General features: G+C 40.8%; 24 protein-coding genes and 1 tRNA gene. 21 read left to right on the top strand and 4 right to left on the bottom strand.

Features of this window, described 5'->3' with window-relative positions; all coding sequences use genetic code 11:
• The first annotated feature begins 117 nt into the window (after window positions 1-117).
• A complete protein-coding gene (gene fabZ, locus CTER_RS20200; protein WP_004628768.1) occupies window positions 118-546 on the top strand; it encodes a 3-hydroxyacyl-ACP dehydratase FabZ in 429 nt (142 codons plus the stop codon).
• 395 nt (window positions 547-941) lie between these two features.
• On the opposite strand, the gene murC is transcribed toward fabZ, so the two are convergent.
• Entirely contained in the window at window positions 942-2,345 is a 1,404-nt protein-coding gene (gene murC, locus CTER_RS20195; RefSeq protein WP_004628732.1) for a UDP-N-acetylmuramate--L-alanine ligase, read from the bottom strand.
• Window positions 2,346-2,666: 321 nt separating this feature from the next.
• On the opposite strand from murC, the gene purR reads away from it, so the two are divergent.
• From purR to CTER_RS20110, 17 genes are all read left to right on the top strand, one after another.
• Window positions 2,667-3,476, top strand: a complete 810-nt coding sequence (purR, locus tag CTER_RS20190) for a pur operon repressor (protein WP_004628896.1) — start codon at window positions 2,667-2,669, stop codon at window positions 3,474-3,476.
• A gap of 237 nt (window positions 3,477-3,713) precedes the next feature.
• Window positions 3,714-3,974 (top strand): septation regulator SpoVG, encoded by a 261-nt coding sequence (gene spoVG / locus CTER_RS20185; protein WP_004628899.1) that lies wholly within the window; start codon window positions 3,714-3,716, stop codon window positions 3,972-3,974.
• A 199-nt stretch (window positions 3,975-4,173) separates the two neighbouring features.
• Window positions 4,174-5,361 carry a DapH/DapD/GlmU-related protein gene (locus CTER_RS20180; protein ID WP_004628725.1) on the top strand — a complete coding sequence of 396 codons (1,188 nt, stop codon included), beginning with the start codon at window positions 4,174-4,176 and terminating at the stop codon, window positions 5,359-5,361.
• A 40-nt stretch (window positions 5,362-5,401) separates the two neighbouring features.
• Window positions 5,402-6,361 (top strand): ribose-phosphate diphosphokinase, encoded by a 960-nt coding sequence (locus CTER_RS20175; protein WP_004628821.1) that lies wholly within the window; start codon window positions 5,402-5,404, stop codon window positions 6,359-6,361.
• 413 nt (window positions 6,362-6,774) lie between these two features.
• Window positions 6,775-7,335: an aminoacyl-tRNA hydrolase gene (gene pth, locus CTER_RS20170; RefSeq protein WP_200859485.1), complete on the top strand. Its 561-nt coding sequence runs from the start codon at window positions 6,775-6,777 to the stop codon at window positions 7,333-7,335.
• An 11-nt stretch (window positions 7,336-7,346) separates the two neighbouring features.
• Window positions 7,347-10,871: a transcription-repair coupling factor gene (mfd, locus tag CTER_RS20165; RefSeq protein WP_004628917.1), complete on the top strand. Its 3,525-nt coding sequence runs from the start codon at window positions 7,347-7,349 to the stop codon at window positions 10,869-10,871.
• An 86-nt stretch (window positions 10,872-10,957) separates the two neighbouring features.
• Window positions 10,958-12,064, top strand: a complete 1,107-nt coding sequence (locus CTER_RS20160) for a peptidylprolyl isomerase (protein ID WP_004628887.1) — start codon at window positions 10,958-10,960, stop codon at window positions 12,062-12,064.
• A gap of 212 nt (window positions 12,065-12,276) precedes the next feature.
• Entirely contained in the window at window positions 12,277-12,831 is a 555-nt protein-coding gene (gene spoVT / locus CTER_RS20155; protein ID WP_004628861.1) for a stage V sporulation protein T, read from the top strand.
• Between the two features lie 531 nt (window positions 12,832-13,362).
• Window positions 13,363-13,812 carry a single-stranded DNA-binding protein gene (locus tag CTER_RS20150; protein WP_004628752.1) on the top strand — a complete coding sequence of 150 codons (450 nt, stop codon included), beginning with the start codon at window positions 13,363-13,365 and terminating at the stop codon, window positions 13,810-13,812.
• Window positions 13,813-14,117: 305 nt separating this feature from the next.
• Entirely contained in the window at window positions 14,118-14,903 is a 786-nt protein-coding gene (mazG, locus tag CTER_RS20145) for a nucleoside triphosphate pyrophosphohydrolase (RefSeq protein WP_004628776.1), read from the top strand.
• An 89-nt stretch (window positions 14,904-14,992) separates the two neighbouring features.
• Entirely contained in the window at window positions 14,993-15,268 is a 276-nt protein-coding gene (locus tag CTER_RS20140) for an HU family DNA-binding protein (RefSeq protein WP_004628767.1), read from the top strand.
• Between the two features lie 58 nt (window positions 15,269-15,326).
• On the top strand, window positions 15,327-15,566 hold the full coding sequence (locus CTER_RS20135; RefSeq protein WP_004628873.1) for an RNA-binding S4 domain-containing protein: 240 nt from the start codon (window positions 15,327-15,329) through the stop codon (window positions 15,564-15,566).
• A 129-nt stretch (window positions 15,567-15,695) separates the two neighbouring features.
• On the top strand, window positions 15,696-15,980 hold the full coding sequence (gene yabP, locus CTER_RS20130; RefSeq protein WP_004628754.1) for a sporulation protein YabP: 285 nt from the start codon (window positions 15,696-15,698) through the stop codon (window positions 15,978-15,980).
• 48 nt (window positions 15,981-16,028) lie between these two features.
• The gene (yabQ, locus tag CTER_RS20125) at window positions 16,029-16,721 is read left to right on the top strand and encodes a spore cortex biosynthesis protein YabQ (RefSeq protein ID WP_004628740.1); all 693 of its coding nucleotides are present in this window, start codon (window positions 16,029-16,031) and stop codon (window positions 16,719-16,721) included.
• A gap of 116 nt (window positions 16,722-16,837) precedes the next feature.
• A complete protein-coding gene (locus CTER_RS20120) occupies window positions 16,838-17,116 on the top strand; it encodes an FtsB family cell division protein (RefSeq protein ID WP_004628932.1) in 279 nt (92 codons plus the stop codon).
• A 102-nt stretch (window positions 17,117-17,218) separates the two neighbouring features.
• Window positions 17,219-17,650, top strand: coding sequence for a S1 domain-containing RNA-binding protein (locus tag CTER_RS20115; RefSeq protein WP_004628934.1), 432 nt, complete (start codon window positions 17,219-17,221; stop codon window positions 17,648-17,650).
• 85 nt (window positions 17,651-17,735) lie between these two features.
• A tRNA-Leu gene (locus CTER_RS20110) sits at window positions 17,736-17,824 on the top strand.
• A gap of 175 nt (window positions 17,825-17,999) precedes the next feature.
• Here the strand turns inward: CTER_RS20110 and CTER_RS20105 are convergent.
• The 3 genes from CTER_RS20105 to CTER_RS20095 all read right to left on the bottom strand — a co-directional run bounded on the left by CTER_RS20105 (window position 18,000) and on the right by CTER_RS20095 (window position 20,469).
• Window positions 18,000-18,887, bottom strand: coding sequence for an SDR family oxidoreductase (locus tag CTER_RS20105; protein WP_004628890.1), 888 nt, complete (start codon window positions 18,885-18,887; stop codon window positions 18,000-18,002).
• A gap of 175 nt (window positions 18,888-19,062) precedes the next feature.
• Window positions 19,063-19,695: a peptidylprolyl isomerase gene (locus CTER_RS20100; RefSeq protein WP_004628941.1), complete on the bottom strand. Its 633-nt coding sequence runs from the start codon at window positions 19,693-19,695 to the stop codon at window positions 19,063-19,065.
• Between the two features lie 435 nt (window positions 19,696-20,130).
• A complete protein-coding gene (locus CTER_RS20095; protein WP_004628918.1) occupies window positions 20,131-20,469 on the bottom strand; it encodes a helix-turn-helix domain-containing protein in 339 nt (112 codons plus the stop codon).
• A gap of 418 nt (window positions 20,470-20,887) precedes the next feature.
• Between CTER_RS20095 and CTER_RS20090 the strand changes: the two genes are divergently transcribed.
• The 3 genes from CTER_RS20090 to CTER_RS20080 all read left to right on the top strand — a co-directional run bounded on the left by CTER_RS20090 (window position 20,888) and on the right by CTER_RS20080 (window position 22,431).
• Window positions 20,888-21,343, top strand: coding sequence for a hypothetical protein (locus CTER_RS20090; protein ID WP_004628785.1), 456 nt, complete (start codon window positions 20,888-20,890; stop codon window positions 21,341-21,343).
• Window positions 21,344-21,592: 249 nt separating this feature from the next.
• Window positions 21,593-22,021 (top strand): phage tail terminator family protein, encoded by a 429-nt coding sequence (locus CTER_RS20085; protein ID WP_004628727.1) that lies wholly within the window; start codon window positions 21,593-21,595, stop codon window positions 22,019-22,021.
• Window positions 22,022-22,236: 215 nt separating this feature from the next.
• On the top strand, window positions 22,237-22,431 hold the full coding sequence (locus tag CTER_RS20080) for a hypothetical protein (protein ID WP_004628839.1): 195 nt from the start codon (window positions 22,237-22,239) through the stop codon (window positions 22,429-22,431).
• Window position 22,432 lies beyond the last annotated feature (1 nt).

Raw genomic sequence — 22,432 nt, 5'->3', positions numbered from 1 at the left:
TTCCTTTAGTGCTGTAGAATATATTACCTGGTCATAATTAACTGGTAGTGCTAATTAGTTAATCAATTGGACAGAGGTTACAGATAGTTTGAATAAAATTTTTTAAGAGGTGTTGAAATGCTTACTATTAAAGAAATAAAAGAAATCCTTCCGCACAGATATCCATTTTTGCTGGTAGATAAAATCATTGAACTGGAACCTGGAAAAAAAGCAGTAGGGATAAAAAATGTGACGGTTAACGAACCTTTTTTCCAGGGGCACTTTCCGGAGTACCCCATAATGCCGGGGGTGCTTATCGTGGAGGCACTTGCACAGACAGCCGGGATAGCTGTCGCTGTACTGGAGGAAAACAAGGGCAAGCTTGGAGTATTTGCAAGCATAGAAGCCATGAAATTCAAGCATCAGGTGCAGCCAGGAGATGTGCTGAGACTGGAGACTGAAATACTGATGACGAAGCTGGGTGTGACAAAGGCAAAGGTAAAGGCAACAGTGGAGGGCAAGGTTGCTGCCGAGGGTGAGATCAAGCTTGCCATGACCAGGGCTTGAGTAAAATCTGTTGTGAATTCTGAAAAATAAGAACAAACTTAAAGTAATAGTGTTCCCGGCCCGTGTCCATCAATTGATTGCCCCCGAAGTTCTTGCCTGAAATAGTATGGCTTACTCCAGATACCTCTTAGCCGTCGCAGCGACTCGACCATCCAGGTCTCGCGTGCTGCTCAAATTGACCTCCTGTCAATTTCACGGCACGATGTACCTTGAGTAAGCCTACAAATTTCAAGCAAGCGCTTCTAACCGGACACCAATTGATGGATACAGGCCTCGCACACTATTAATGTTATTTTATATTCTAAGGCTTGAAATCTAATTTTTTTTATAATGTATTTTTAGAACTTCAAAACAAATTTAAACTGTACCGAGTGTTAAGACATGTAACATTAAACTTACTTATTAGCCCTGATGTTAAGGAACATTTCTCCGCACCTTACGATGTCTCCTGCGCCCATTGTCAGTATCAGATCGCCGGGCTGCGCATTTTTATCAAGATAATGTGCGATTTCCTGAAAATCGCACATATAGACTGCGTTGCCGCCCTGCTGGGAAATTTTTTCGGCCAGCATGCTGGCATGGATGTCACCCGGGTCTTTTTCACGGGCGGCGTAAATATCGGTAACAATGATGTTGTCAGCGTTTGTGAAGGCCTGTGAAAATTGATCTATAAAGGCTTTTGTCCTTGTATAGGTGTGGGGTTGGAAAACACACCAGATTTTCTTGTGTACGGTATTGGCCGCAGCATTCAGAGTTGCTTTTACCTCCGAGGGGTGATGCGCATAGTCGTCGATAACCTTTATGCCGTCAACAAGACCCTTCAATTCAAATCTTTTATGGCTGCCGCCGAATCTCATCAGTCCGGTAACTATGCTCTCCATGCCGCAGCCACAGGTATAGCAGGCTGCAACGGCCGAAAGAGCGTTGCTGACATTATGGGGTCCGGGTACCGAAAGAGCGACCGAGCCCAGCTTCTCCCCATGCTTGTATACGTCGAACGAGGCACAGCCCAGATCGTTATAGGATATATTTTTTGCGGTCCACATAGCTTCCGGATTTTTTAAGCCGTAGGTTATTATGTTACAGTTTTTACCGTTGATTACAGAAAGCACATTTTCATCATCTGCACAGGCAATTATAAAACCGTCTGGCGGAACAAGGGAAATAAATTGCCTGAATGTATCCTTTATATGCTGCAGATCCCTGAAGTAATCCACATGATCGACTTCAACGTTGAGGATGACAGCCATGAACGGGAAAAACTTAAGGAAGCTGCCGTAATATTCGCAGGCTTCTGTGATGAAATATTCGGAATTCCCGATTCTTGTATTGCCGCCAATTGAGTCCAGCTCCCCTCCGATATGTGCGGTGGGATCGGTACCGGCCTCAAGCATTATGGTGGTGATCATTGAAGTCGTGGTGGTTTTGCCATGGGTCCCGGAGACTGCTATGCCGAAGGAATATCTTTTCATAATCAGCCCAAGCAGTTCCGCCCTGTCAATAACCGGCACATTTAATTGCCTTGAACGGACCATTTCCGGATTATCTTCCTTTACGGCAACGGTGTAAACCACCAGATCAGGGTCTGTGACATTCTCGGCGCTATGTCCGATAGAAACCCCGGCGCCCAGGTTTTCCAGCTTCTGCGTTGCTTTTGAGGATTTTATATCAGAGCCCGACACTTTGTAGCCCTGGCTTAAAAGTATTTCGGCCAGACCGCTCATGCTGGAGCCGCCAATGCCTATAAAATGAACATATTTGATTTTTTCAGAATCTAAAAGGTTTGAATTATTAATCAAAAGAAAACACTCCTCTGTGATAATACTATATATTATTAAACTCAATCCAAGAGAGTTCACCGCTTCAAAAAATTAGTACAGGTTGAATTTCCGAACATAAAAATAATACATTATTTTCACACAAATGTAAAAGGAATAAAAAAATACGATATAGGAAAAATATTTAAATACATTAATTATTATATGATACCTTTGGCACAATTATTTTTCATAATCCTTTACAATATTATTTTTCCGAATTATAATAGCAAATTGAGTTTTATTATTCAATTATTTATTGTATAATGATTATTAATGCAAACAATAATGTGGGGAGATAACATGGATAAAATCCAAAGAAATGAAAGACTTGCCGTAATTATTAAAACCTTGTGCGATCACCCGAATAAGGTTTTTACTCTGGGATATTTTTCTGAAATGTTCGGTTCAGCTAAATCCACTATCAGTGAAGATCTTGACCTATTACAAAAAACATTCGAAAAAAATAATATGGGAAATATATGCACTATTCCAGGCGCTTCTGGTGGAGTAAAGTATGTACCCTATATGAGTGAAGCTGAAATCCAGGTGACCCTTGAAGAGTTGTCAAAGGAGTTATCAAATCCTGAAAGAGTCCTGCCAGGCGGATACCTGTATATGCTGGATATCATATATAATCCGGAGTGGGTGAACAAGATTGCCATGATGTTTGCCGGCAAGTTTTCAAAACTGGAGCTGGATTGCGTTATAACTGTTGAAACCAAAGGTATTCCTCTGGCTTTTGCCACTGCGCAATATCTGGATGTCCCCCTGGTAATCGTTCGTCATTACAATGAAGCAACTGACGGGGCCTCAGTCAATATTAATTATGTTTCGGCTTCAGCAAAAAAAATCCAGACAATGGTTCTGCCGATGAAGTCATTAAAGAGAAACTCAAGACTCTTGTTTATCGATGACTTTATGAAGGGCGGGGGAACTTCAAAGGGTATAATCGAGATGGCCAATCAATTTGACAGCGAAGTGGTAGGCATCGGTGTTATGATTGAGACCAACCAGCCCAACAAGAAACTGGTGGAAAATTATTATTCATTGGTAACCTTAAACGCTGATCTGATAGAAAACACCATTATTGATATAAAGCCAAACATATAAAATTTAATTTTTCCGATTGAAAAACCTCATTATATGAATAATGGGGTTTTATTATTAACTTTTTTCATGCATTTTATGGGATATTTAGTGTAAAATAATTTCTTTATGACAAAAAGTCGAATACACTCGTAAAATAACCAAAAAAAATGTAAAAATATACGCGAAAAAGAAGGAATATTTACCATAATGGCGAATAGTTATAATAACTTAAATTAATTTCTTGGAGGGTTCGTCATTATGGAAATTACAGACATAAGGATCAGAAAGATTGATACTGAGGGAAAGATGAAGGCAGTGGTGTCGGTTACCTTTGACAATGAGTTTGTGGTACACGATATCAAAATAATTGAAAGCCAGAATGGGCTGTTTATTGCAATGCCCAGCAGAAAAACACCGGATGGTGAATTCAGAGATATAGCTCATCCAATAAATGCGACAGCCAGAGAAAAACTCCAAACTGCGATCCTAGCCAGCTTTGAGAGTTCATTACAGGAATAATCCAAGAAGTAATAAAAGGATACTTTCAGGAGTATCTTTTTTTATTGTCCGGGAAAGCATAAAATTTATCTTAAAAGTTATAAAAATAATATACAAGATAAATAAATAATATGAGAGGTATTTTATTATTCTTAATGGTTGAAATTATTCATTAAAAATGAGAGAATATAACCTGTAAAATACAGTGGGGGCTTTGACAATGAAAAAAATTTTGGGATTAACTATTTCCGACAACAATAATAGTGCTTTTAAATCCAAAAGTCTGAAGGAAAGCCATAATGTATTGGGACGAAGTGTTCAGCAGTGGTCGGCCTCGGGCATGACCGAGATAACGGCGGACATACAATCCATTACATTTGAGGAACTGGAAAAATGCAGGCATCTGGTAAGCGACGCCGAATTGGTTATCATAAACTGGGCCGACCAGCCGCTGATAACGGCCGATACCTTCAGAGAACTCCTGAACAGGCATAAAGAGGAAGGCAGTAACGCCACAGCGGTTTTTACCGACAGCGGGTCGGATTCTTTAAGTGAAGCAGCCATTTACATCTTCAACGGAAAAGAATTATTCAATAAACTCAGTGAACCGGGTGTTTCCAACCTTTCTAGGGAAGTATTAAAGCATAGCTTTCTATCTACAAAAAATACCAATAAAATTTTAACAGAAGACCATTACCAGTTTCTGGTTGTAACTGACCGGATAGCCCTTGCGGATGCCGCTTCGGAATTAAAAGCAAGGATTCTCACCGAAATAATGCTTTCGGGAGTTACCATTGTTGATCCGGCATCAACCCACATAGATGCGGACGTGTGCATCGGAGAGGATACAACAATCCTTCCCAATACCATACTTGAAGGTAATACCGCCATTGGAGAGGATTGTATAATCGGACCCAACTCAAGAATTTCAAACTGCAAAGTTGGAAACAAGGTTGAAGTAGCCAATTCCGTTGCATTTGACAGTTCCATCGGCGATGATACCCATGTTGGTCCGTTTGCATACCTGAGACCCGGAAGTATGGTGGGCAGCAAGGTCAAAATTGGAGATTTCGTTGAAATCAAGAAGTCTGTAATCGGGGACAAAACTAAAATATCACACCTGACTTATGTAGGAGATGCAGAGGTGGGCTCAAATGTCAACATAGGCTGTGGTGTTGTGTTTGTCAATTATGACGGTAAAAACAAGAACAAAACCATAATAGGAGATAATTCCTTCATCGGATGCAATACAAATCTCGTATCACCAGTAGTTGTGCATAAAGATGCATATATAGCAGCAGGTTCTACTATTACTGAGGAAGTGCCTGAAAATTCCCTTGCAATCGCAAGAGAACGCCAGGTAATAAAGGAAGACTGGGTAATAAGGAAAGATATGAAGCGCAAATAAAAAAAATAAATATAAACAGAGTGATAAAAGGAGAGTTGAAATGAATTTGCATGGTAAGGACATAAAGATATTTACAGGTAGCTCCAACAGGCAGTTGGTAAACGAAATTGCCGAGAAAATAGGAATACCTGTAGGTGTTGCCAGTGTTGGATGTTTCAGTGATGGGGAAACGGCAGTAAACATCGGGGAGGTAGTAAGAGGTTCCGACGTATTTATTATTCAATCCACCTGCCAGCCTGTAAATGATAACCTGATGGAGCTTCTGGTAATGATTGATGCCGTGAAGAGGGCTTCGGCCGGAAGAATAACCGCCGTTATACCATATTTCGGTTATGCAAGGCAGGACAGAAAGTCCAGAGCAAGGGATCCAATATCGGCAAAGCTGGTTGCAAATCTTTTAACTATTGCGGGAGCCGACAGAATATTGACCATGGATTTACACGCTCCGCAGATTCAAGGATTTTTTGATATTCCGGTTGACCATTTACTTGGATTTCCCATATTGGCGGAATACTTCAAGGAGAAGTTTGCCGGGCAGGATGATGTGGTTGTGGTTTCCCCGGACGTGGGAAGCGTCACAAGGTCAAGAAAAATAGCGGAGAGACTTGACTGCCCGCTGGCCATTATCGACAAGCGCCGTCCCAAGGCCAATGTGTCCGAAGTAATGAACATAATCGGTGATATCAGAAACAAGAGATGTGTGCTGGTTGATGACCTCATTGATACCGGAGGAACCATAGTGAACGGCGCGAATGCATTGATGGATGCGGGCGCAAAGGAAGTATACGCCAGCTGTACACATGCAGTTTTATCGGGTCCTGCCATACAGAAAATTCAAGATTCTGATATTAAGGAAATGGTTGTGCTCAATACAATTACCCTTAATGAGGAGAAGAAAATAGGCAAGATAACAGCCCTGTCGGTTGCAGGTGTATTTGCCGAAGCTATTGAAAGAATTTATGGGGACATATCCATAAGCACTCTTTTTACTCAAATATAATTTGTCAGTCATATGTATTTACTGTAATATTTTTAAAATGAATTTTGAAAGCTAAAAAAAATATTTTACAAATTGAGTTTATACTACTAAAATAATTACTGGTGGAACAATTTTTCGGGGCGGTTCGGTTTTTGGAACCGCCCTTTTAAACATGGATGCATGCTCTCTATTAACAATGTACAATACGTTTTTGAGTGGTGAATTTGTCCTGCGGCTGCGTTGAAGCCGCTTGCAAGGCACAAAGCCTTTCTGCGCGTCTTTGCCTTGTCGCAAGCCAGGGACGACAACAAAGAAAAGTGGCAAAATAGCCGGCGCGAGGCGTGTTGTATATTGTCAATAGAGGGTTAATAAATAAAAATAGGATGTGTGCTTGAAGGCACGGCGCACTCGGACGGGAGGCAGCATTGGGAGAAATATTTTTAATCGCGGGTTTGGGAAATCCGGGATCAAAATACGATAATACAAGACATAATGTAGGTTTTGATACAATTGATTACCTTTCGGGTAAATTAAATATAAGATTATCAAAAATAGGTTTTAAGGGAGTTTACGGCGAGGGTGATGTTGACGGTGTCAGGGTCATTCTGCTCAAGCCCCAGACCTTTATGAATCTCAGCGGCGAAAGCATCCGGGACATTGCCGCCTGGTACAAGCTGCCCATGGAAAGACTGCTGGTAATTTATGACGATATCGACCTTGATCCGGGAAAAATAAGGGTAAGGCCCAAGGGCAGCTCAGGTACTCATAACGGAATGAAATCAATAATTTATCAGCTTCAGTCGGATGCTTTCCCGAGAATCCGCATTGGAATAGGCCGTGCACCCGAGAAGTGGGATCTTGCCGACTATGTTCTCAGCAAATTCTCAAAAGAAGACAGGGAAGTAATTAACGGAAGTATTGAGAAAGCGGCAGAAGCTGCATTAACCGTTGTGCGGACCGGTGTGGAAAAGGCAATGAACAGCTTTAACAAGTAATGGAGGAAAAAATGAATTTATTTGCGGACCCTCTTTTAAAACTCAGTGAATATAATACTCTGCTTGCGGCCATAAGGGAAGAAAACGGCCCTGTTTCGGTAATAGGACCGTCAGACTCCCAAAAAGTTCATATCATTTTCTCCCTGCTGACACATATGCAGGCCAGGGGTCTGTTTATTACCTATAATGAAATGCAGGCCAGGAGGGCATTTGAGGACTTTCAGCTCTTCCTGGGGGAGGAGGTTGTATTCTTCCCGGCAAAGGAAACCATGTTGTATAATGTCGAGGCCAGGAGCAATGACCTTGTTTATCAACGTGTGAAAACCCTGCTCAGATGTATGATGGGCGATTATAAAGTACTTGTTCTGTCTGCTGAAGCTCTGATACAGATGATATCCCCTGTGGAACTGTTCAAGAGCGGAGTTGTCAATATTGAGCTGGGCAAGGAAGTGAACCTGGAGGAGCTCATATCAAAGCTTGTGCTGTATGGCTATGAAAGAGTTGATATTGTGGAAGGAAAGGCTCAGTTTGCCATCCGGGGCGGAATTATTGATATATTTGCAATAAACAATGAACACCCTCTTCGTATCGAACTTTTTGACACCGAAGTGGACTCCATAAGATATTTTGATGAGGCGACACAGAGGTCGACCGATGCGGCCGATGCATGTGTCATCACACCTGCCAGAGATGTTGTATACCAGGAGGGTTCCAAGGATGGCATCATAGCAAGGATAAAAAAGGATTTAAAAGACTATGCAAATAAATTGAACAAAAAGGGCAATAATCAGATTGCCGCCAATATTACAGCGCGGGTAAATGAAGATATTGATAATATTGTTGAACACCATTATTTTGCCGGTATTGACCGGTATCTCCCGTATATACTTGAGAATCCGCAGTCTATTTTAAACTATGTAAGCAGGGACTCAATCGTAATTCTTGATGAAACCCAGAGAATTTCACAGAGAATAGAAAATATCGTACTTGAGCAGGAGGAATTGGCTAAAAGCATGCTTGAGAAGGGTTCAATGCTGCCTGTAGGGGTCAAGTGGACTCACAGCTTTGACGGTATCCTGGATGTTATCAAGACGTTCAGGGCGGTCACCATGGCGGCAATAACCTCGAACAACTCAATGCTGAGGCCTGCAAGTCAGATTTCCATACCCTGCAGATCGGGGAATTCCTATCAAAATCATATGGAACTGCTTGTAAACGATATAGAGCTGCTCAAAGGTAAAAACTATAAGATCGTTGTACTTTCAGGCCCCAGCGGACGGGGGCACCGGCTTGTGGAAACGCTGGCCACAAATGATATAATCTCAAACTACTCCGACAGTTACGAAAAAGATATTCAGGAGGGTGAAGTTGTGGTAACCCGGGGCAGCTTGCAGAAGGGTTTTGAGTACCCTACGGCAGGTTTTGTGGTTATCAGTGACAAAGAGGTTTTCGGACAGGATCGGAGGATCAAAAAGGCCCGCTCAAAACACGACGGTAAAAAAATAAAGGCATTTTCAGACCTGAATGTGGGAGATTTTGTGGTGCATCAAGCTCATGGAATAGGACAGTATATAGGTATTGAAAAGCTTGTTGTGGGGGAGATAAAACGTGACTACCTGAAAATACGCTATCAGGAGGGGGCATTTTTATACATTCCCACAAATCAGCTGGATCTCATTCAGAAGTATATCGGGACTGAGGGAAAGGCTCCCAAAGTGAATAAGCTTGGAGGTTCGGAATGGGCAAAGACCAAAAGCCGGGTCAAGGAATCCTTGCGCGAACTGGCAGGAGAGCTTATAAAGCTGTATGCAAAGCGTCAGGCTGCAGTGGGACATTCTTTTTCTACAGACACGGTATGGCAGCGGCAGTTTGAGGAATTATTCCCCTATGATGAGACAGATGACCAGCTGAAGTGTATTGAAGAGATAAAAAAGGATATGGAGTCCCCCCGCTTGATGGACAGACTGTTATGCGGCGACGTGGGCTACGGCAAGACCGAAGTAGCAATAAGAGCAGTATTCAAGACAGTAATGGACGGCAAGCAGGTGGCATACCTCGTTCCAACGACAATACTGGCCCAGCAGATATATGAAAACTTTAAAAAGAGGATGAGCGATTTCCCCCTTACGGTAGATGTTATGAGCCGTTTCAGGACGGCAGCCGAACAAAAGAAGATCGTAAAGTCGGTCAAAACCGGAAATGTGGATATCCTGGTGGGAACCCACAGGCTTCTGCAGAAGGATATCGAATTTAAGGACCTTGGACTGCTGGTGGTGGATGAGGAGCAGCGTTTCGGAGTAACCCACAAGGAAAAACTGAAAACCATCAAACCCAATGTGGATGTCCTCACACTCACCGCAACACCCATTCCCAGGACTCTTCACATGTCCCTGGTGGGAATACGGGATATCAGCGTACTTGAAGATCCGCCGGAGGAAAGATACCCTGTTCAGACCTATGTTATGGAGCATAATACCGAGCTCATAAGGGACGGCATTGTGAGAGAGCTTGCCAGAAACGGGCAGGTATTTTACCTCTATAACAGGGTCAGGGGAATTGAATTAAAGGCGGATGAGCTGAAGAGGCTGGTACCTGATGCAAGGATTGCAACAGCGCACGGACAAATGAATGAAAAAGAGCTTGAAGATGTGATGTACAGCTTTATAAATGGGGAATATGACGTACTGGTTTGTACTACCATAATAGAATCCGGACTTGACATGCCCAATGTAAACACTATTGTTGTGGAGGATGCGGATAGAATGGGGCTTTCACAGCTCTATCAGATCAGGGGGAGAGTGGGACGGTCAAACAGGCTGGCCTATGCCTATATAACCTACAGGAAGGATAAGGCTCTGTCGGAAGTTGCTGAAAAGAGACTACAGGCAATTAAGGAATTCACCGAATTCGGTTCGGGCTTCAGAATAGCCATGCGTGATCTGGAAATCAGGGGAGCGGGTAATCTTCTGGGGCCGGAGCAGCATGGGCACATGGAAACAGTGGGTTATGAGATGTACTGTAAACTGCTGGAGGAAGCCGTCCATGAGATAAGCGGGGACTCAGTGGGACCCGTTGATGAGGAAATGGCAATCGACCTCAATGTAAGCGCTTATATAGATGATGATTACATTAGTTCGGAAGAACTAAAAATTGACATGTATAAAAAGATCGCAAATATACAGAATGAAAATGATGTAATAGATATAAAAGATGAGCTGATCGACAGATACGGAGACATTCCCGAAGAAGTGGAAAGTCTGATGGATATCGCATTTATAAAAGTTTTGGCCAGACAGTGCGGTTTTACAAATATCTCTCAGAAGGACGAAACGGTTATTTTTCAATTGAGCAAGTCTGCAACCGCATTGCCCATGTATCTTGGAAAGCTTATGGATAAATATCCCAGAAGGATTATGTTCAATGCGAGCAGCAATCCATATATAACCTTCAGACTCAGCAATGTGGCCGGGAGAGAAATTCTGGCAAATATTAAGATTTTGTTACATGACATTATTAAATTGCAGTATACTGAATAATTGAATATAATTGATTACAAGGGCATTTTAACAAGTACGGGTTGTACAAGCATAATTATTAAATATAAAACGGGGAGCGATTACCTTTGGAAAATGAAAATGCAAGTGTAAAAAAGCAATCGAAAGGCCTTATAATAGGCTTGGCGGTGGCAGCGGTAGTTATAATAGCCGCAGTGATTCTCTTTGTACTCCAGCCTTGGGCGGTAAATGTAGCATCTGTTGATAATTTGAAAATAACGAAATATGAGTATACTTTTTTTACAAAGTTTAATATGTCTCAATTTTTATCAAGCAATAGTATCAATTCAACCCCCGAGCAGTATAAGTGGAATACGAAGGTCGGAACAGAGACTGCAAAGGATCAGGTAAAGAAGAGCACACTGGAAAATATCCAGGAATTCAAGATCCAGCTTATTAAGGCAAAAGACGCCGGTATAAAGCTTGATGCCACCGATCTGAAAAATGTTGATGATGCAATAAATCAGCAAATCACCCAGTACGGAAGCAGAAATGCTGCAGAAGCGGGCGTAAAGACTGACTACGGTATCACTTTGTCGGAACTGAAGGAAATATACAGAAACCTTACCCTGACACAAAAATACCGGGCTGATTTGTTAAAAGACGTAAAAGTATCAGATGAAGATGTCAAAAAATATTATGATGATAATAAGAAGAATTTTGACAAGGTTACAGTAACTCACATCCTTATCAAAACCGTGGACGATAATAATGCGCCTGTAAGTGAAGGTAAAAAGGCGGAAGCCAAAAAGAAAGCCGATGATATCCTTGCCAGGGTAAGAGCCGGAGAGGATGTAAAGAAACTGGCAACTGAATTTTCAGAGGACAAGCCTGCAGTCACTACCAAGGACAGCCCGGGCTATGAGGGCGAATACACCTTTGGCAGAGGCGAAATGGTTTCTGAATTTGAAAAGTGGGCTTTTGATGATGCCAGAAAAGAAGGGGACTCCGATGTGGTGGAAACCCAGTTCGGATTTCATGTAATGCAGTTCCACAAGCGTACCGAAACTTCTTTTGATGACTTAAAGGAGAGTATAAAGCCGTCACTTTTACAACAAAAGCAGACAGAGGAATACTCCAAAAAACTTGATGAATTCAAAAAAGATTCCAAGTATGCGGTTAAGACCAATGAAGGCGCTGTTGTGAAGACTGATAAGAGCCTCTACGGAATATAATACAAAAAATAAATAACATCTGAAATGCACCCCAAAAGATATTAATTTACTTTTGGAGGTGCATTTTTAGCATATGAAAATTTTGTAAATTCCTATGTAATGCTTGTATCAAATTATATTTAATATTTAATCCTCCCTTTCCAATAATGTATAAAAAATCATCAAGTTTACAATACTATGACTAAAATAACCTATTAAGGAGGTAATATAATTTGAAAGCAACTGGAATAGTTAGACGTATAGACGATTTAGGAAGAGTTGTAATACCAAAAGAAATAAGGAGGACCTTAAGAATCAGGGAAGGTGATCCTCTGGAAATTTTTACTGATAAAGAGGGAGAGGTTATTTTAAAGAAATACTCCCCTATTGGTGAACTTAGTGATTTTGCAACACAGTATGCCGAATCGCTTCACAAGACCAGCGGGCACATTACCTGTATTACTGATAGAGACACAGTCATTGCCGTTTCAGGTGCATCCAAAAAAGAATTTCTGGAAAAACAGCTGAGCAGTGATGTTGAGAAAACTATTGAGGAAAAAACAACGTTACTTATTAAGTCTCCGGAGGAAAAGGCAATTACAATATTGGCAGAGGAAAACGGAGAAAGAAAGTATACCTCACAGGTTGTTTCTCCAATAATATCCGAAGGCGATCCGATTGGAGCCGTAATCATGCTTTCTACAGATTCAAATGTTAAGATGGGAGAAGTTGAAGCCAAGCTTGCTCAATCTGCCGCAGGCTTTTTAGGAAAACAAATGGAACAATAAGTAATTAATTCGATAGGTTATTTTATAATTCAGTTGTGAATATGAAGTTCAAAGCAAATGGGGAAGATTGTTAAGGCAGTCTTCCCATTTATTATTCCGGGACTGCTGTGATAGGATAAAAGGTGTTGACAATAAATGACCTGATATGTATAATTATGGTATAAATTTATTTGTTTTTCACGGCAGTTCCGCCGATCCATTTCACAGGGCAATTAATTCCTAATTCAGTTTTATTACGTTTTTATCCGGTTTTTTAATAATTTTTTATTCAGTTACATATCGGTATAAGTTTAAATATCTCCAGCCACTTTTCCGGTTATATACCGGGATAATCTATATTTTTCAGATGCCTTTCCAGGTACACATCAGGGTGAGCCGATATTTTTTCAGACGTTTTTCCGGTTACATATCAGCAGAGATCCACATATTTCGGTTACTGAGCCATTTTATTGTCTCTTAAAGTTTATGAGATGATTTTATGAGTTGTAATAAATTAAACAGGCCCCAAACTTTGGGGCAAAGGAGGATTATATGAATAATGTTAGTCTGGTAGGAAGATTGACACGGGATGTAGAACTGCGTTATACCACTAAAAAAGTGAAGGCAGTGGGTTCCTTTGTGCTGGCTGTTGACCGCGATGCCAGAAAGGGAGTGAGCGAGAAGTCAACAGATTTTATTCCCATTGTCGTATGGGGAAAAACCGCCGAGTTTGCTGGCAAATATTTTGCAAAGGGTCACAGGATAGCTCTCCAGGGGAATATACATACCAGGATGTGGGAGGATGAACAAAAAAACAAGCACTACGTTACCGAAGTTATAGCGGATAAAGTCTTTTTTGCGGATGCAAAGTACAGAGAGGCTGATGCCGATGATTGCCAGGAGACTCCAGGCTGTGAGGAGGATGACGCTGCAAACGAAGAGAATGAGGTTGCAGAAGATACTTCGGAACAGTCGGAACAGGAGGTACTCACTGAATTTTAACCAGGCATAAAATGAGACAAATGAAATATTACTATTGAGTATAGTGCGGGAGTACACTTTAATAAATGTAAGCTCCATTAAAAGTACATGTCTGAATTGCAAGTTCAATTATTCCGGTTTTAAAACAGCCTTATTGTTGTGTCTTGAAAGAAGTAGTATAATAACCGGAGAAACATTTGGTTATTATACTGAATAAAGTTATGGAACAATCAATTATGGCTTATAAAAACAGCGTATATAAATGATATTCTGGAAAGGAGCATATGATATAGTTGCTGACTGTGACTATATCATACAAGGATTAAATGAACAGCGGAAAACTGGAGAGATTGATAGATATAATGAAACTTTTAAGGAGCGGGGACGGGTGCCCCTGGGACAGGGAACAAACCCATGAGAGCCTGAAAAAGTATCTGATCGAAGAAACCTATGAATACCTGGAAGTAGTGGATCTGGAGGATAAAGCCCGGATGTGCGAGGAACTGGGGGATGTGCTTTTGCAGATAGTGTTCCATGCCCGTATAGCAGAGGAAAACGGTGATTTCAATATCGAGGATGTTATAAACGGGGTATGTGATAAGATGATACACAGGCACCCCCACGTATTCGGCGACGTGACTGCCGAAACCTCAAGCCAGGTGCTTAAGAACTGGGAAGAAATCAAAAAGAAGGAAAAAGGCGTAACCAGTCAGACTTCTGTATTGCAGGGTGTACCAAGAAACCTGCCGGCACTCATGAGGAGCTACAAGGTCCAGCAAAAGGCCGCACAGGTCGGCTTTGACTGGACAAACCCGGGAGATGTTTTTGCCAAGCTCAGGGAAGAAATAGATGAACTTGAGGCCGAGTATAATAAGCAAAACAAATCGGGTATTGACGATGAATTCGGCGATGTGCTTTTTTCGGCAGTCAACCTGTCACGGTTTTTAAAGGTGCATCCGGAACTTTCCCTGGCCCAGTCCACCGACAAGTTCATAGGAAGGTTTGAGTATATTGAAAAACGGGCAGCAGAACAAGGCAGGACACTTAATGAGATGAGCCTGGAGGAAATGGAAGCTCTATGGGTGGAAGCCAAGGAAAAGGCGCAGGCATAGGTGGTTTTAGCCCGGTAAATACAAAAAATGAATAAACGCTGTGAAAATGGTTAAAATCATAGTGTAATAACCATATGGGAGGAATTGCTATGAATAAAACTGAGTTGGTTGACAGTATGGCCGAAAAATCCGGCCTGTCAAAAAAAGATTCTGAGAAGGCATTGAGTGCTCTGATCGAAAGTGTCGAAGAGGCTCTTGTAAACAATGACAAGGTTCAGCTGGTGGGTTTCGGATCCTTTGAGGTAAAAAAGAGAGCTGCCAGAAAGGGAAGAAATCCGCAGACAATGGAAGAGATAGATATTCCTGAAAGTAATGTGCCTGCTTTTAAAGCCGGTAAGGACCTGAAGGAAATGCTCAATAAATAGTTGAGCAGGTGTTTTTGTTAATATTTCTACCGCTGCTGACAGCGGAATGGGGGTCATTATGAGAATAGACAAATATTTGAAGGTAAGCAGGCTGATAAAAAGAAGGACTGTTGCCAACGAAGTATGCGAGCAGGGCAGAGTCAGGATCAACGACAAAGTTGCCAAGCCCGGCTCGGAAGTCAAGGTGGGGGATATAATTGAAATTCAATTTGGCAGCAATATTACCACAATTGAAATTACCCGGGTATCAGAACATGTAACCAAGGATGATGCAAGGGAAATGTACATTTTAAAATAGTCAGCAAAAAACCGGTTTTAGTTTCTAAAACCGGTTTTTTTGTTTTGTAAAACATTTTTTAACACCTTGGTGCATATGTATTAAGTAAGCGGGGGCTAGTCTATTTAATATTTATAAGGAGGAATTTAAATGGAAGAGAAGAAAACCGTTAAACCGAAAAATCAGACCTTGATACTTGAAAACCGTGAAAGGCTCAGTGTTTCAGGAGTTGTTGACGTGGAGAGCTTTAATGAAGAAAGTATTATTGCGGTAACCGATATCGGAGTTCTGGTGATCCGCGGAGCAGATCTTCATATAAATAAACTTAATCTTGACAGCAATGAATTGGTCGTTGAGGGTGATATTTTTTCACTGGAATATAATGACGGTGAAAATACCAAGTCAAAGTCGTTCTTTGGCAAAATGTTTAAATAGGCTGTTAACATAAAATTATTATTATGTAAGGGTTTGCAGGTATACCAGATGATACTTATAGTTGAACAGGTTTACATATTTTTATATGCAATTTTAGCCGGAGCAATTGCGGCTTTTCTTTATGATATCTTAAGAATAAAGAGAAGGGCTATTAAAACAGGTGTTATTTTTGTCGGTCTGGAGGACATATTATATTGGCTCATAATAGCCATATTGCTGTTTATAACGGTTTATAACAGCAATAGCGGACAGATGCGGGGATTTATATTTATTGGCAATGTAATCGGCGTTATACTTTACGAATCTTTGTTAAGTAACATTATTATAAAGTCATCTATGATGATCATAAATTTTATTAAGAAAGTATTCCGGTTTATATGGATGGTTTTGAGCTATCCCTTTAAACTGTTGTATAAAATATTATCAATTCCTGTAATCTTTATTGCCGGATTGATAATAAAGCTTTTTAAACTTATTGGCAGAGGATTTGTAAAAATCTTTAGAAAAGCTGATATAAAGGGAAAAACACACAGTGTCGGGAAAAAGGCGTCGGCTTTAAAAGCAAAGGCGGGGAGACTGGCGAAGAAAAAGCTGCGAAAGTTATCCCGCAAAGGTGACAGCTCCGGGAAAGGAGAGAAAATCAAAAAATCTGATGAGGACAACAAAAGGCACAAAAGAGTCCGAAAGAAAAAGAAACCATCAAAAAAGGCTGACAAAAATGATAAAACAAAAGTCTCATAGCTAAAATAGTTAAAATTATGAAGGAGCAGAAGGATTTTTTTCTTTTGCATAGAATATAGATAATAGCTGCATATTATAAGATATTTACAAAAGATGGGTAATCCGAGAGGTAGTATATGAAGAAACGAAATAAATTTAATGTTTGGACATTGATATTAATAGCATCAGTTTGTTATTTTGGCTATACTTTTTATAATCAGCAGGCCAGTATCGAAGATAGAAAAGTACAGTATGCACAGCTGGAAAAAAATATTCATAACGAAACCGTTAAAAAGCAACAGCTTACAAAGCAAAAGTCACAGATAAATTCTGACGAGTTTGTAGAAAAAATCGCCAGAGAAAAGCTGGGCTATGTAAAAGATGGTGAGAAAATTTACGTAGATACCAACAAGTAACTACTGCTTGACTGTGAGCGACATATACTATATAATCGAATTGTTTTAGTGTTATCCAAAGGAGTATTATAACGGGTCAAAATTAGGAGGATTTCTTATTTTATGCCGCTTGAAGTTGGTCAGATTATTGAGGGTAAAGTTACCGGAATAACTGCGTTCGGAGCATTTATCCAGTTACCCGAAGGCAAAACAGGTTTAGTTCACATATCTGAAGTTGCTCAGGAGTATGTTAAAGACATAAGTTCCCATCTAAAAGAAAATCAGTTGGTTAAAGTAAAGGTTTTAACTATTGATCAAAATGGCAAAGTGAGTCTCTCAATAAAGAAGGCCTGTGATCAGAAGCCTCCTGTTTTTGTGTCAAAAGCCCCTATGGAAGTTGAATGGAACAGTTCTAAAAATTCTGCCGATAATGTATCCTTTGAAGACCGCCTGGCGAAGTTTATGAAAGATAGTGACGAAAAGCTTCATGATCTCAAGAAAAGTATGGATTCAAAACGCGGAAACAGCGGGTACAGAAAATCTGCCCAATATTAAATCCAAATATAATTATAAATTAAATAGGTGTTGACACTGGCATGCCTATAGTATTATAATAAGCTAGTCGCCGAAATTAATCCGTGCCGAAGTGGCGGAACTGGCAGACGCACAGGACTTAAAATCCTGCGGGGTTAACCCCCCGTACCGGTTCGATTCCGGTCTTCGGCACCAAAATCGTTTCTGTAGGATTTGAGAATATCATCCTGGAGAAGCGATTTTTTGTTTTAAAGCCATCTGCTTCCAAACCAATATAAGTTATTCAACAGGGGTATGATACAAATCCGGTGAAACGCCGTCAAAGCCCCTCATTCATCCACAATCGCGGTATTGACAGGCAGTCCCATGATCAAGTTACAATAGTTCCCATATTAACGAACACGATTTGACCCGAGATAGCCGAAGCATCATCAGAGGCCAACAGGACATAGGCCGGTGCCAGTTCAAAAGGTTGCCCCGGCCTTCCCAATGGTGTATCGGTGCCGAACGTAGTAGTTTCCTCCGCAGTAAATGCCGTTGGAATCAAAGGTGTCCAGGTGGGACCGGGAGCTACTGCATTCACCCGGATTCTCTGCTTGGCCAGTGAGAGGGACAGAGAACGGGTTAAAGAGACAATGGCTCCCTTGGTGGCGGTATAGTCTATCATATTAGCCATGCCCGAAAAAGCGGTATCCGAGGTGGTATTTATAATGGAGCTTCCGGGAGGAAGATGAGGCAAGGCTGCTTTTATCATCTCAAAGAAAGAAATGATGTTGGTATGAAAGGTATCCAGCAATTGATCCCGGCTTATATCCAAAATGCTGTCCTGGTGATATTGAACTCCGTGATTATTAACCAGGATATCGAGCTTGCCAAAAGTTTTCAGAGTAGTTTTCACAACATAGGAGCAAGCTCCTTCTGCACGTAAATCCACCGCAAGAGTTTCGCACCTGCGGCCCAGTTGATGGATCATGCGCTTGGTCTCGGCTGCATCCTGGTGCTCATCCAAATAAGGGATGACCAAATCGGCACCTTCCTTGGCAAAAGCGACCGCAACCGCCCGGCCAATGCCGCTGTCGCCTCCAGTAACGATGGCGACCTTGTTCTTCAGCCTGCCACTTCCTATGTAAGAAGGATTATCCGAGATTGGTCGTGGATTCATTAAATACTCATACCCTGGCCGTCGATTCTGATGTTGTGGCGGAAATACGATAGGTACTTCTGTGCATTGCTGTTTCCAGCCTAAATAAGGTAGCATGATCAAACCTCCTGCGAACATAAAACAACGTTACATATCCAGTATATTTATGAGAGAATGAATTTGTTCCAAAACCTTTATTCTATGCCGGTTGGTGAGTTTGGTAACCAAGAACCTTTTGTTACCCCGGTTAATGATAAATAGATTTCAGTCATTTTATTATTTGATTATCAGCTTATTTTAAAAGCGTGATGGATTTTATCACAACTTTTTCTTCGGGTTGGGAGACTTCACCCGTTGTTTCATCCATAGTTACCGGAGTGTCTGCCAGCTTATCAAGAGTTTCCTCACCGCTGATCAGTTTACCGAAAGCGGCATATTTTCCGTCCAATTGAGGAGCAGCCTGGTCATCATGCATTATAAAGAATTGGCAGGAGGCTGAATCCGGATCCTGGCTTCTGGCCATTGAAATTACTCCCCGGGTGTGGCTCAGGGTATTTTGCGTAAAGCCGTTTTCACTGAATTCTCCCTTGATTTTTTTGTCTGAACTTCCCATTCCGTCGCCGTTGGGATCACCTCCCTGAATCATAAAACCTTTAATAATACGATGAAAGGTAAGCCCATCATAAAACTTCTCATTTACAAGGTTTACAAAATTACTTACTGTTTCGGGAGCGTATTCGGGATAGAGTTCAAATACCATCTTGTCTCCGCTTTCCATCTCGATCTGCACTTGAGGATGGCCGGATAAATCCGGGGTTTCCTGGCTGACATCCTTTGCCACCTTGCCGGAACAGCCGGATGAAACCACAAGAAGAATGCAAATTGTTAACACTGATATGAGTTTCTTAAAACTGCCTTTAATCATGTTATGCCTCCGTAAAAAAATAAAAGTTATTATAATTATACCGATTTAATTGTAAACGTCTATAAAATTCATAAATAATTCATTAAAAAATAAGTATACAGGGCCATCGGAACTTATCCATGAGGACTGCAAAAGTAAATGGAGTGCCGCAAAATAACAGACTTCACAATACATGTGAAAAGAGTACAAGTGGTCTGTAACATCTGAATTCATACATTGCCGAAGATTAATTCTCCCCGGGACTGTGTCTCTGTTGTCGTCAGTTGGAATAAAGGGATTATACCCGCCCTCCTCCGCCTGGGTTCCGGGAGAATTTTTCCCGCCGGACAATATATGTTTAAATACTACAGACCACTTGTGCACCATGAGAAAAAACTGATGATTTTCAATTGGCTCATTTTGCAGCAGCAGCTTTACTTTTACTGAATAAACGGTTTAAACATGCTGCTCCTGTTTTGTCAATAAATATTTTGCATAGTTGAATAATTCCTTCTTGTTTTCCTCATTTAATGATTCATAAATCTCAGTCATCTTATTTGTAGATTGCTCCAGATACATGGTGCCTGATATTCCAGCCAGCCAATCCAGGCTGACATTAAATTTGTTTGATATGAGAACTGCGATGCTGATAGGTAAATCTCTGGCCTCTTTTTCATTTTCACCTTCATACCTGTACACCGAGCTTCTATGAACACCCAGAAGCTTTGCAAACTCGTCAACTGAATATCCTGATAAAATCCTCAACTCCTTTATCCGTTCATTGGTGGTTGCCATTTGTAAAAACCTCCTATATAAGTCGTAACAAGTTTATTATATATATAATGTCTCCAAATGTAAATAAAAAGTTTCCGTTTGGAGAAAATCATATTGACATCCAATAAATGACATGATATTATTATAACGTTCCCGAAATGCGACAATTAAATATAGTTGGATCAGGCCGGATGAAATGAGCTGCTGATAAATGTGGAGCAGGCTCAAAAATAAAACATGCGGCAATGCAGGCCTACCCGTGAGATGCATATTGCTTTCGGCTTGAGAATAGATCTTTCGCAGCTGATTTCATATGAATAATAAATATGATAAAGGGATGCCTGGGCCCATGGTAACAAAAAAGTATTTACAGTATTATGCATCTTATGTTCCTGAATGGAGAAAGCAACTCCGTTTGAGAATAGTAAAGGAGAGTATTATGATAAAACAGGAGCTGACAGAAATAAACCATTTAAAAAAAGAGATAAATTTATTAAGGCAAAAACTGCAGGAATTAAGCTATGGTGACAATGAATCCATTGTTACGGATAAAGTAAAGGGAAGTATGGCCCAATTTCCGTTTCTGCCCCGGACATTTACCATCATAGGCCGTGAAGAAATGTCGGAGGAATGCCTGGAACACCGAAATCAGATGGCACAGAAAATAAGGGTGAAGACACAGAATCTCATGGAAAAGGTAAACAGTGCGTTTAAGTACATTGAAGGCATACAGGACAGTAATGTGAGGCAGATCCTGACTTACAGGTATATAGACGGACTGACCTGGGAGCAGACCGGCGAGTGTATGAGTTATTCATGGGAAACAGTCAGAAAGAAACATGATAAGTTTATAAAAAGTATACCAGACAATACCAGTATATATGATGTAAGATAGTATCGTAAAAGATTATGTTATTTTATATGGATTAATATTTAAGATTTGAACGGAAATTATTTCTGTTCAAATTTTTTTATTGCTCTCAAAAGTATACCAAACAATACCAGTCCATATGATGTAAGATTGTACCGTAAAGAATTGTGCCTGGTATAAAAACTTGCGGGCTGTTAAGGAGGTGAGCTCATTGAGATATTCGGAAAGGGGGAAGAAAAGGCAGAAAGTTATTTAGCAGTAGGAGGTTTATTTATGGTCAATTCAATAATTGATGCAATAGCATCAAAGCTCGGTGAAGAACTGGGTGAAGGTTTCACTATTTACAAGGAAGTGCAGGAGCAAGGATTGGATATTCCTTGTTTTTTTATTTTTCTGCGTACCTCCAATCAAAAAAAGATGATTGGAAGAAGGTACTTCAGAGAACAGCAATTTACTGTTGAATATCATCCCGGAACAGACAGCAGGAAAGCTGAAATCAATGACATGATAGACAGGCTGAATGAAATTCTGGAGTATGTGACGGCAGACGGTGACCTATACAGGGGAACCAAAATGAACTGTGAGGCGGCAGACGGGATTCTGCGCTTTTATGTTAATTACAATTATTACGTCTACAGGCAGGATGAAGCTGCAGACACTATGGGAAGTGCCGAAATCAGCAGCGGAATTAAGAATGATTAAAAGGGGCACATGGAGGTTAGCTTGAAAGACTTCACTTGCGTTCGTCTTCCAAGCAAACCTGTGAATTTATGGCCGTGCGAAATATTCAAAGTATTTACCAATACTTTGAAAGCGCACATGGCCAATTAACCTCCTTTATTCGCCTTATAGCGGATGAGGGAGTGAAGAGATTTCATTACAATTTTGTGGCCGCTAAGCGGCTCATGGAGGTTAATATGACTTTTAGCATAGGTAACAAGAAAACCGAAACGGTTAAAACAATAACCTTTTCGAAGGAGCAGCTTGTTTCAAGCAAAAAATACCGGCACCAGAGGGATTTGGTCAATGTACTGCTTGCTGATGACAGGCTGTACAGCTTTGAAGAGGTTGACATTTTAATAAATAAATTTATGAAAGGAAAGGTGAAATAAT

Origin of the sequence: Ruminiclostridium cellobioparum subsp. termitidis CT1112, assembly GCF_000350485.1 — a bacterium.
In the GTDB taxonomy this organism is placed as follows: domain Bacteria; phylum Bacillota; class Clostridia; order Acetivibrionales; family DSM-1351; genus Ruminiclostridium; species Ruminiclostridium termitidis.
This window is presented reverse-complemented; position numbering and strand designations above follow the sequence as displayed.

Bases quoted from the DNA above. Each gene is read 5' to 3' on its own strand.
- CTER_RS20135 (WP_004628873.1), top strand. From the start codon at position 15,327: ATGAGAATAGACAAATATTTGAAGGTAAGCAGGCTGATAAAAAGAAGG.
- CTER_RS20140 (WP_004628767.1), top strand. From the start codon at position 14,993: ATGAATAAAACTGAGTTGGTTGACAGTATGGCCGAAAAATCCGGCCTG.
- yabQ (WP_004628740.1), top strand. From the start codon at position 16,029: ATGATACTTATAGTTGAACAGGTTTACATATTTTTATATGCAATTTTA.
- CTER_RS20095 (WP_004628918.1), bottom strand. From the start codon at position 20,469: ATGGCAACCACCAATGAACGGATAAAGGAGTTGAGGATTTTATCAGGA.
- CTER_RS20180 (WP_004628725.1), top strand. From the start codon at position 4,174: ATGAAAAAAATTTTGGGATTAACTATTTCCGACAACAATAATAGTGCT.
- mazG (WP_004628776.1), top strand. From the start codon at position 14,118: ATGAACAGCGGAAAACTGGAGAGATTGATAGATATAATGAAACTTTTA.
- CTER_RS20120 (WP_004628932.1), top strand. From the start codon at position 16,838: ATGAAGAAACGAAATAAATTTAATGTTTGGACATTGATATTAATAGCA.
- CTER_RS20105 (WP_004628890.1), bottom strand. From the start codon at position 18,887: ATGCTACCTTATTTAGGCTGGAAACAGCAATGCACAGAAGTACCTATC.
- CTER_RS20090 (WP_004628785.1), top strand. From the start codon at position 20,888: ATGATAAAACAGGAGCTGACAGAAATAAACCATTTAAAAAAAGAGATA.
- mfd (WP_004628917.1), top strand. From the start codon at position 7,347: ATGAATTTATTTGCGGACCCTCTTTTAAAACTCAGTGAATATAATACT.
- CTER_RS20175 (WP_004628821.1), top strand. From the start codon at position 5,402: ATGAATTTGCATGGTAAGGACATAAAGATATTTACAGGTAGCTCCAAC.
- purR (WP_004628896.1), top strand. From the start codon at position 2,667: ATGGATAAAATCCAAAGAAATGAAAGACTTGCCGTAATTATTAAAACC.
- CTER_RS20080 (WP_004628839.1), top strand. From the start codon at position 22,237: ATGACTTTTAGCATAGGTAACAAGAAAACCGAAACGGTTAAAACAATA.
- CTER_RS20115 (WP_004628934.1), top strand. From the start codon at position 17,219: ATGCCGCTTGAAGTTGGTCAGATTATTGAGGGTAAAGTTACCGGAATA.
- CTER_RS20100 (WP_004628941.1), bottom strand. From the start codon at position 19,695: ATGATTAAAGGCAGTTTTAAGAAACTCATATCAGTGTTAACAATTTGC.
- fabZ (WP_004628768.1), top strand. From the start codon at position 118: ATGCTTACTATTAAAGAAATAAAAGAAATCCTTCCGCACAGATATCCA.
- spoVG (WP_004628899.1), top strand. From the start codon at position 3,714: ATGGAAATTACAGACATAAGGATCAGAAAGATTGATACTGAGGGAAAG.
- yabP (WP_004628754.1), top strand. From the start codon at position 15,696: ATGGAAGAGAAGAAAACCGTTAAACCGAAAAATCAGACCTTGATACTT.
- CTER_RS20085 (WP_004628727.1), top strand. From the start codon at position 21,593: ATGGTCAATTCAATAATTGATGCAATAGCATCAAAGCTCGGTGAAGAA.
- CTER_RS20150 (WP_004628752.1), top strand. From the start codon at position 13,363: ATGAATAATGTTAGTCTGGTAGGAAGATTGACACGGGATGTAGAACTG.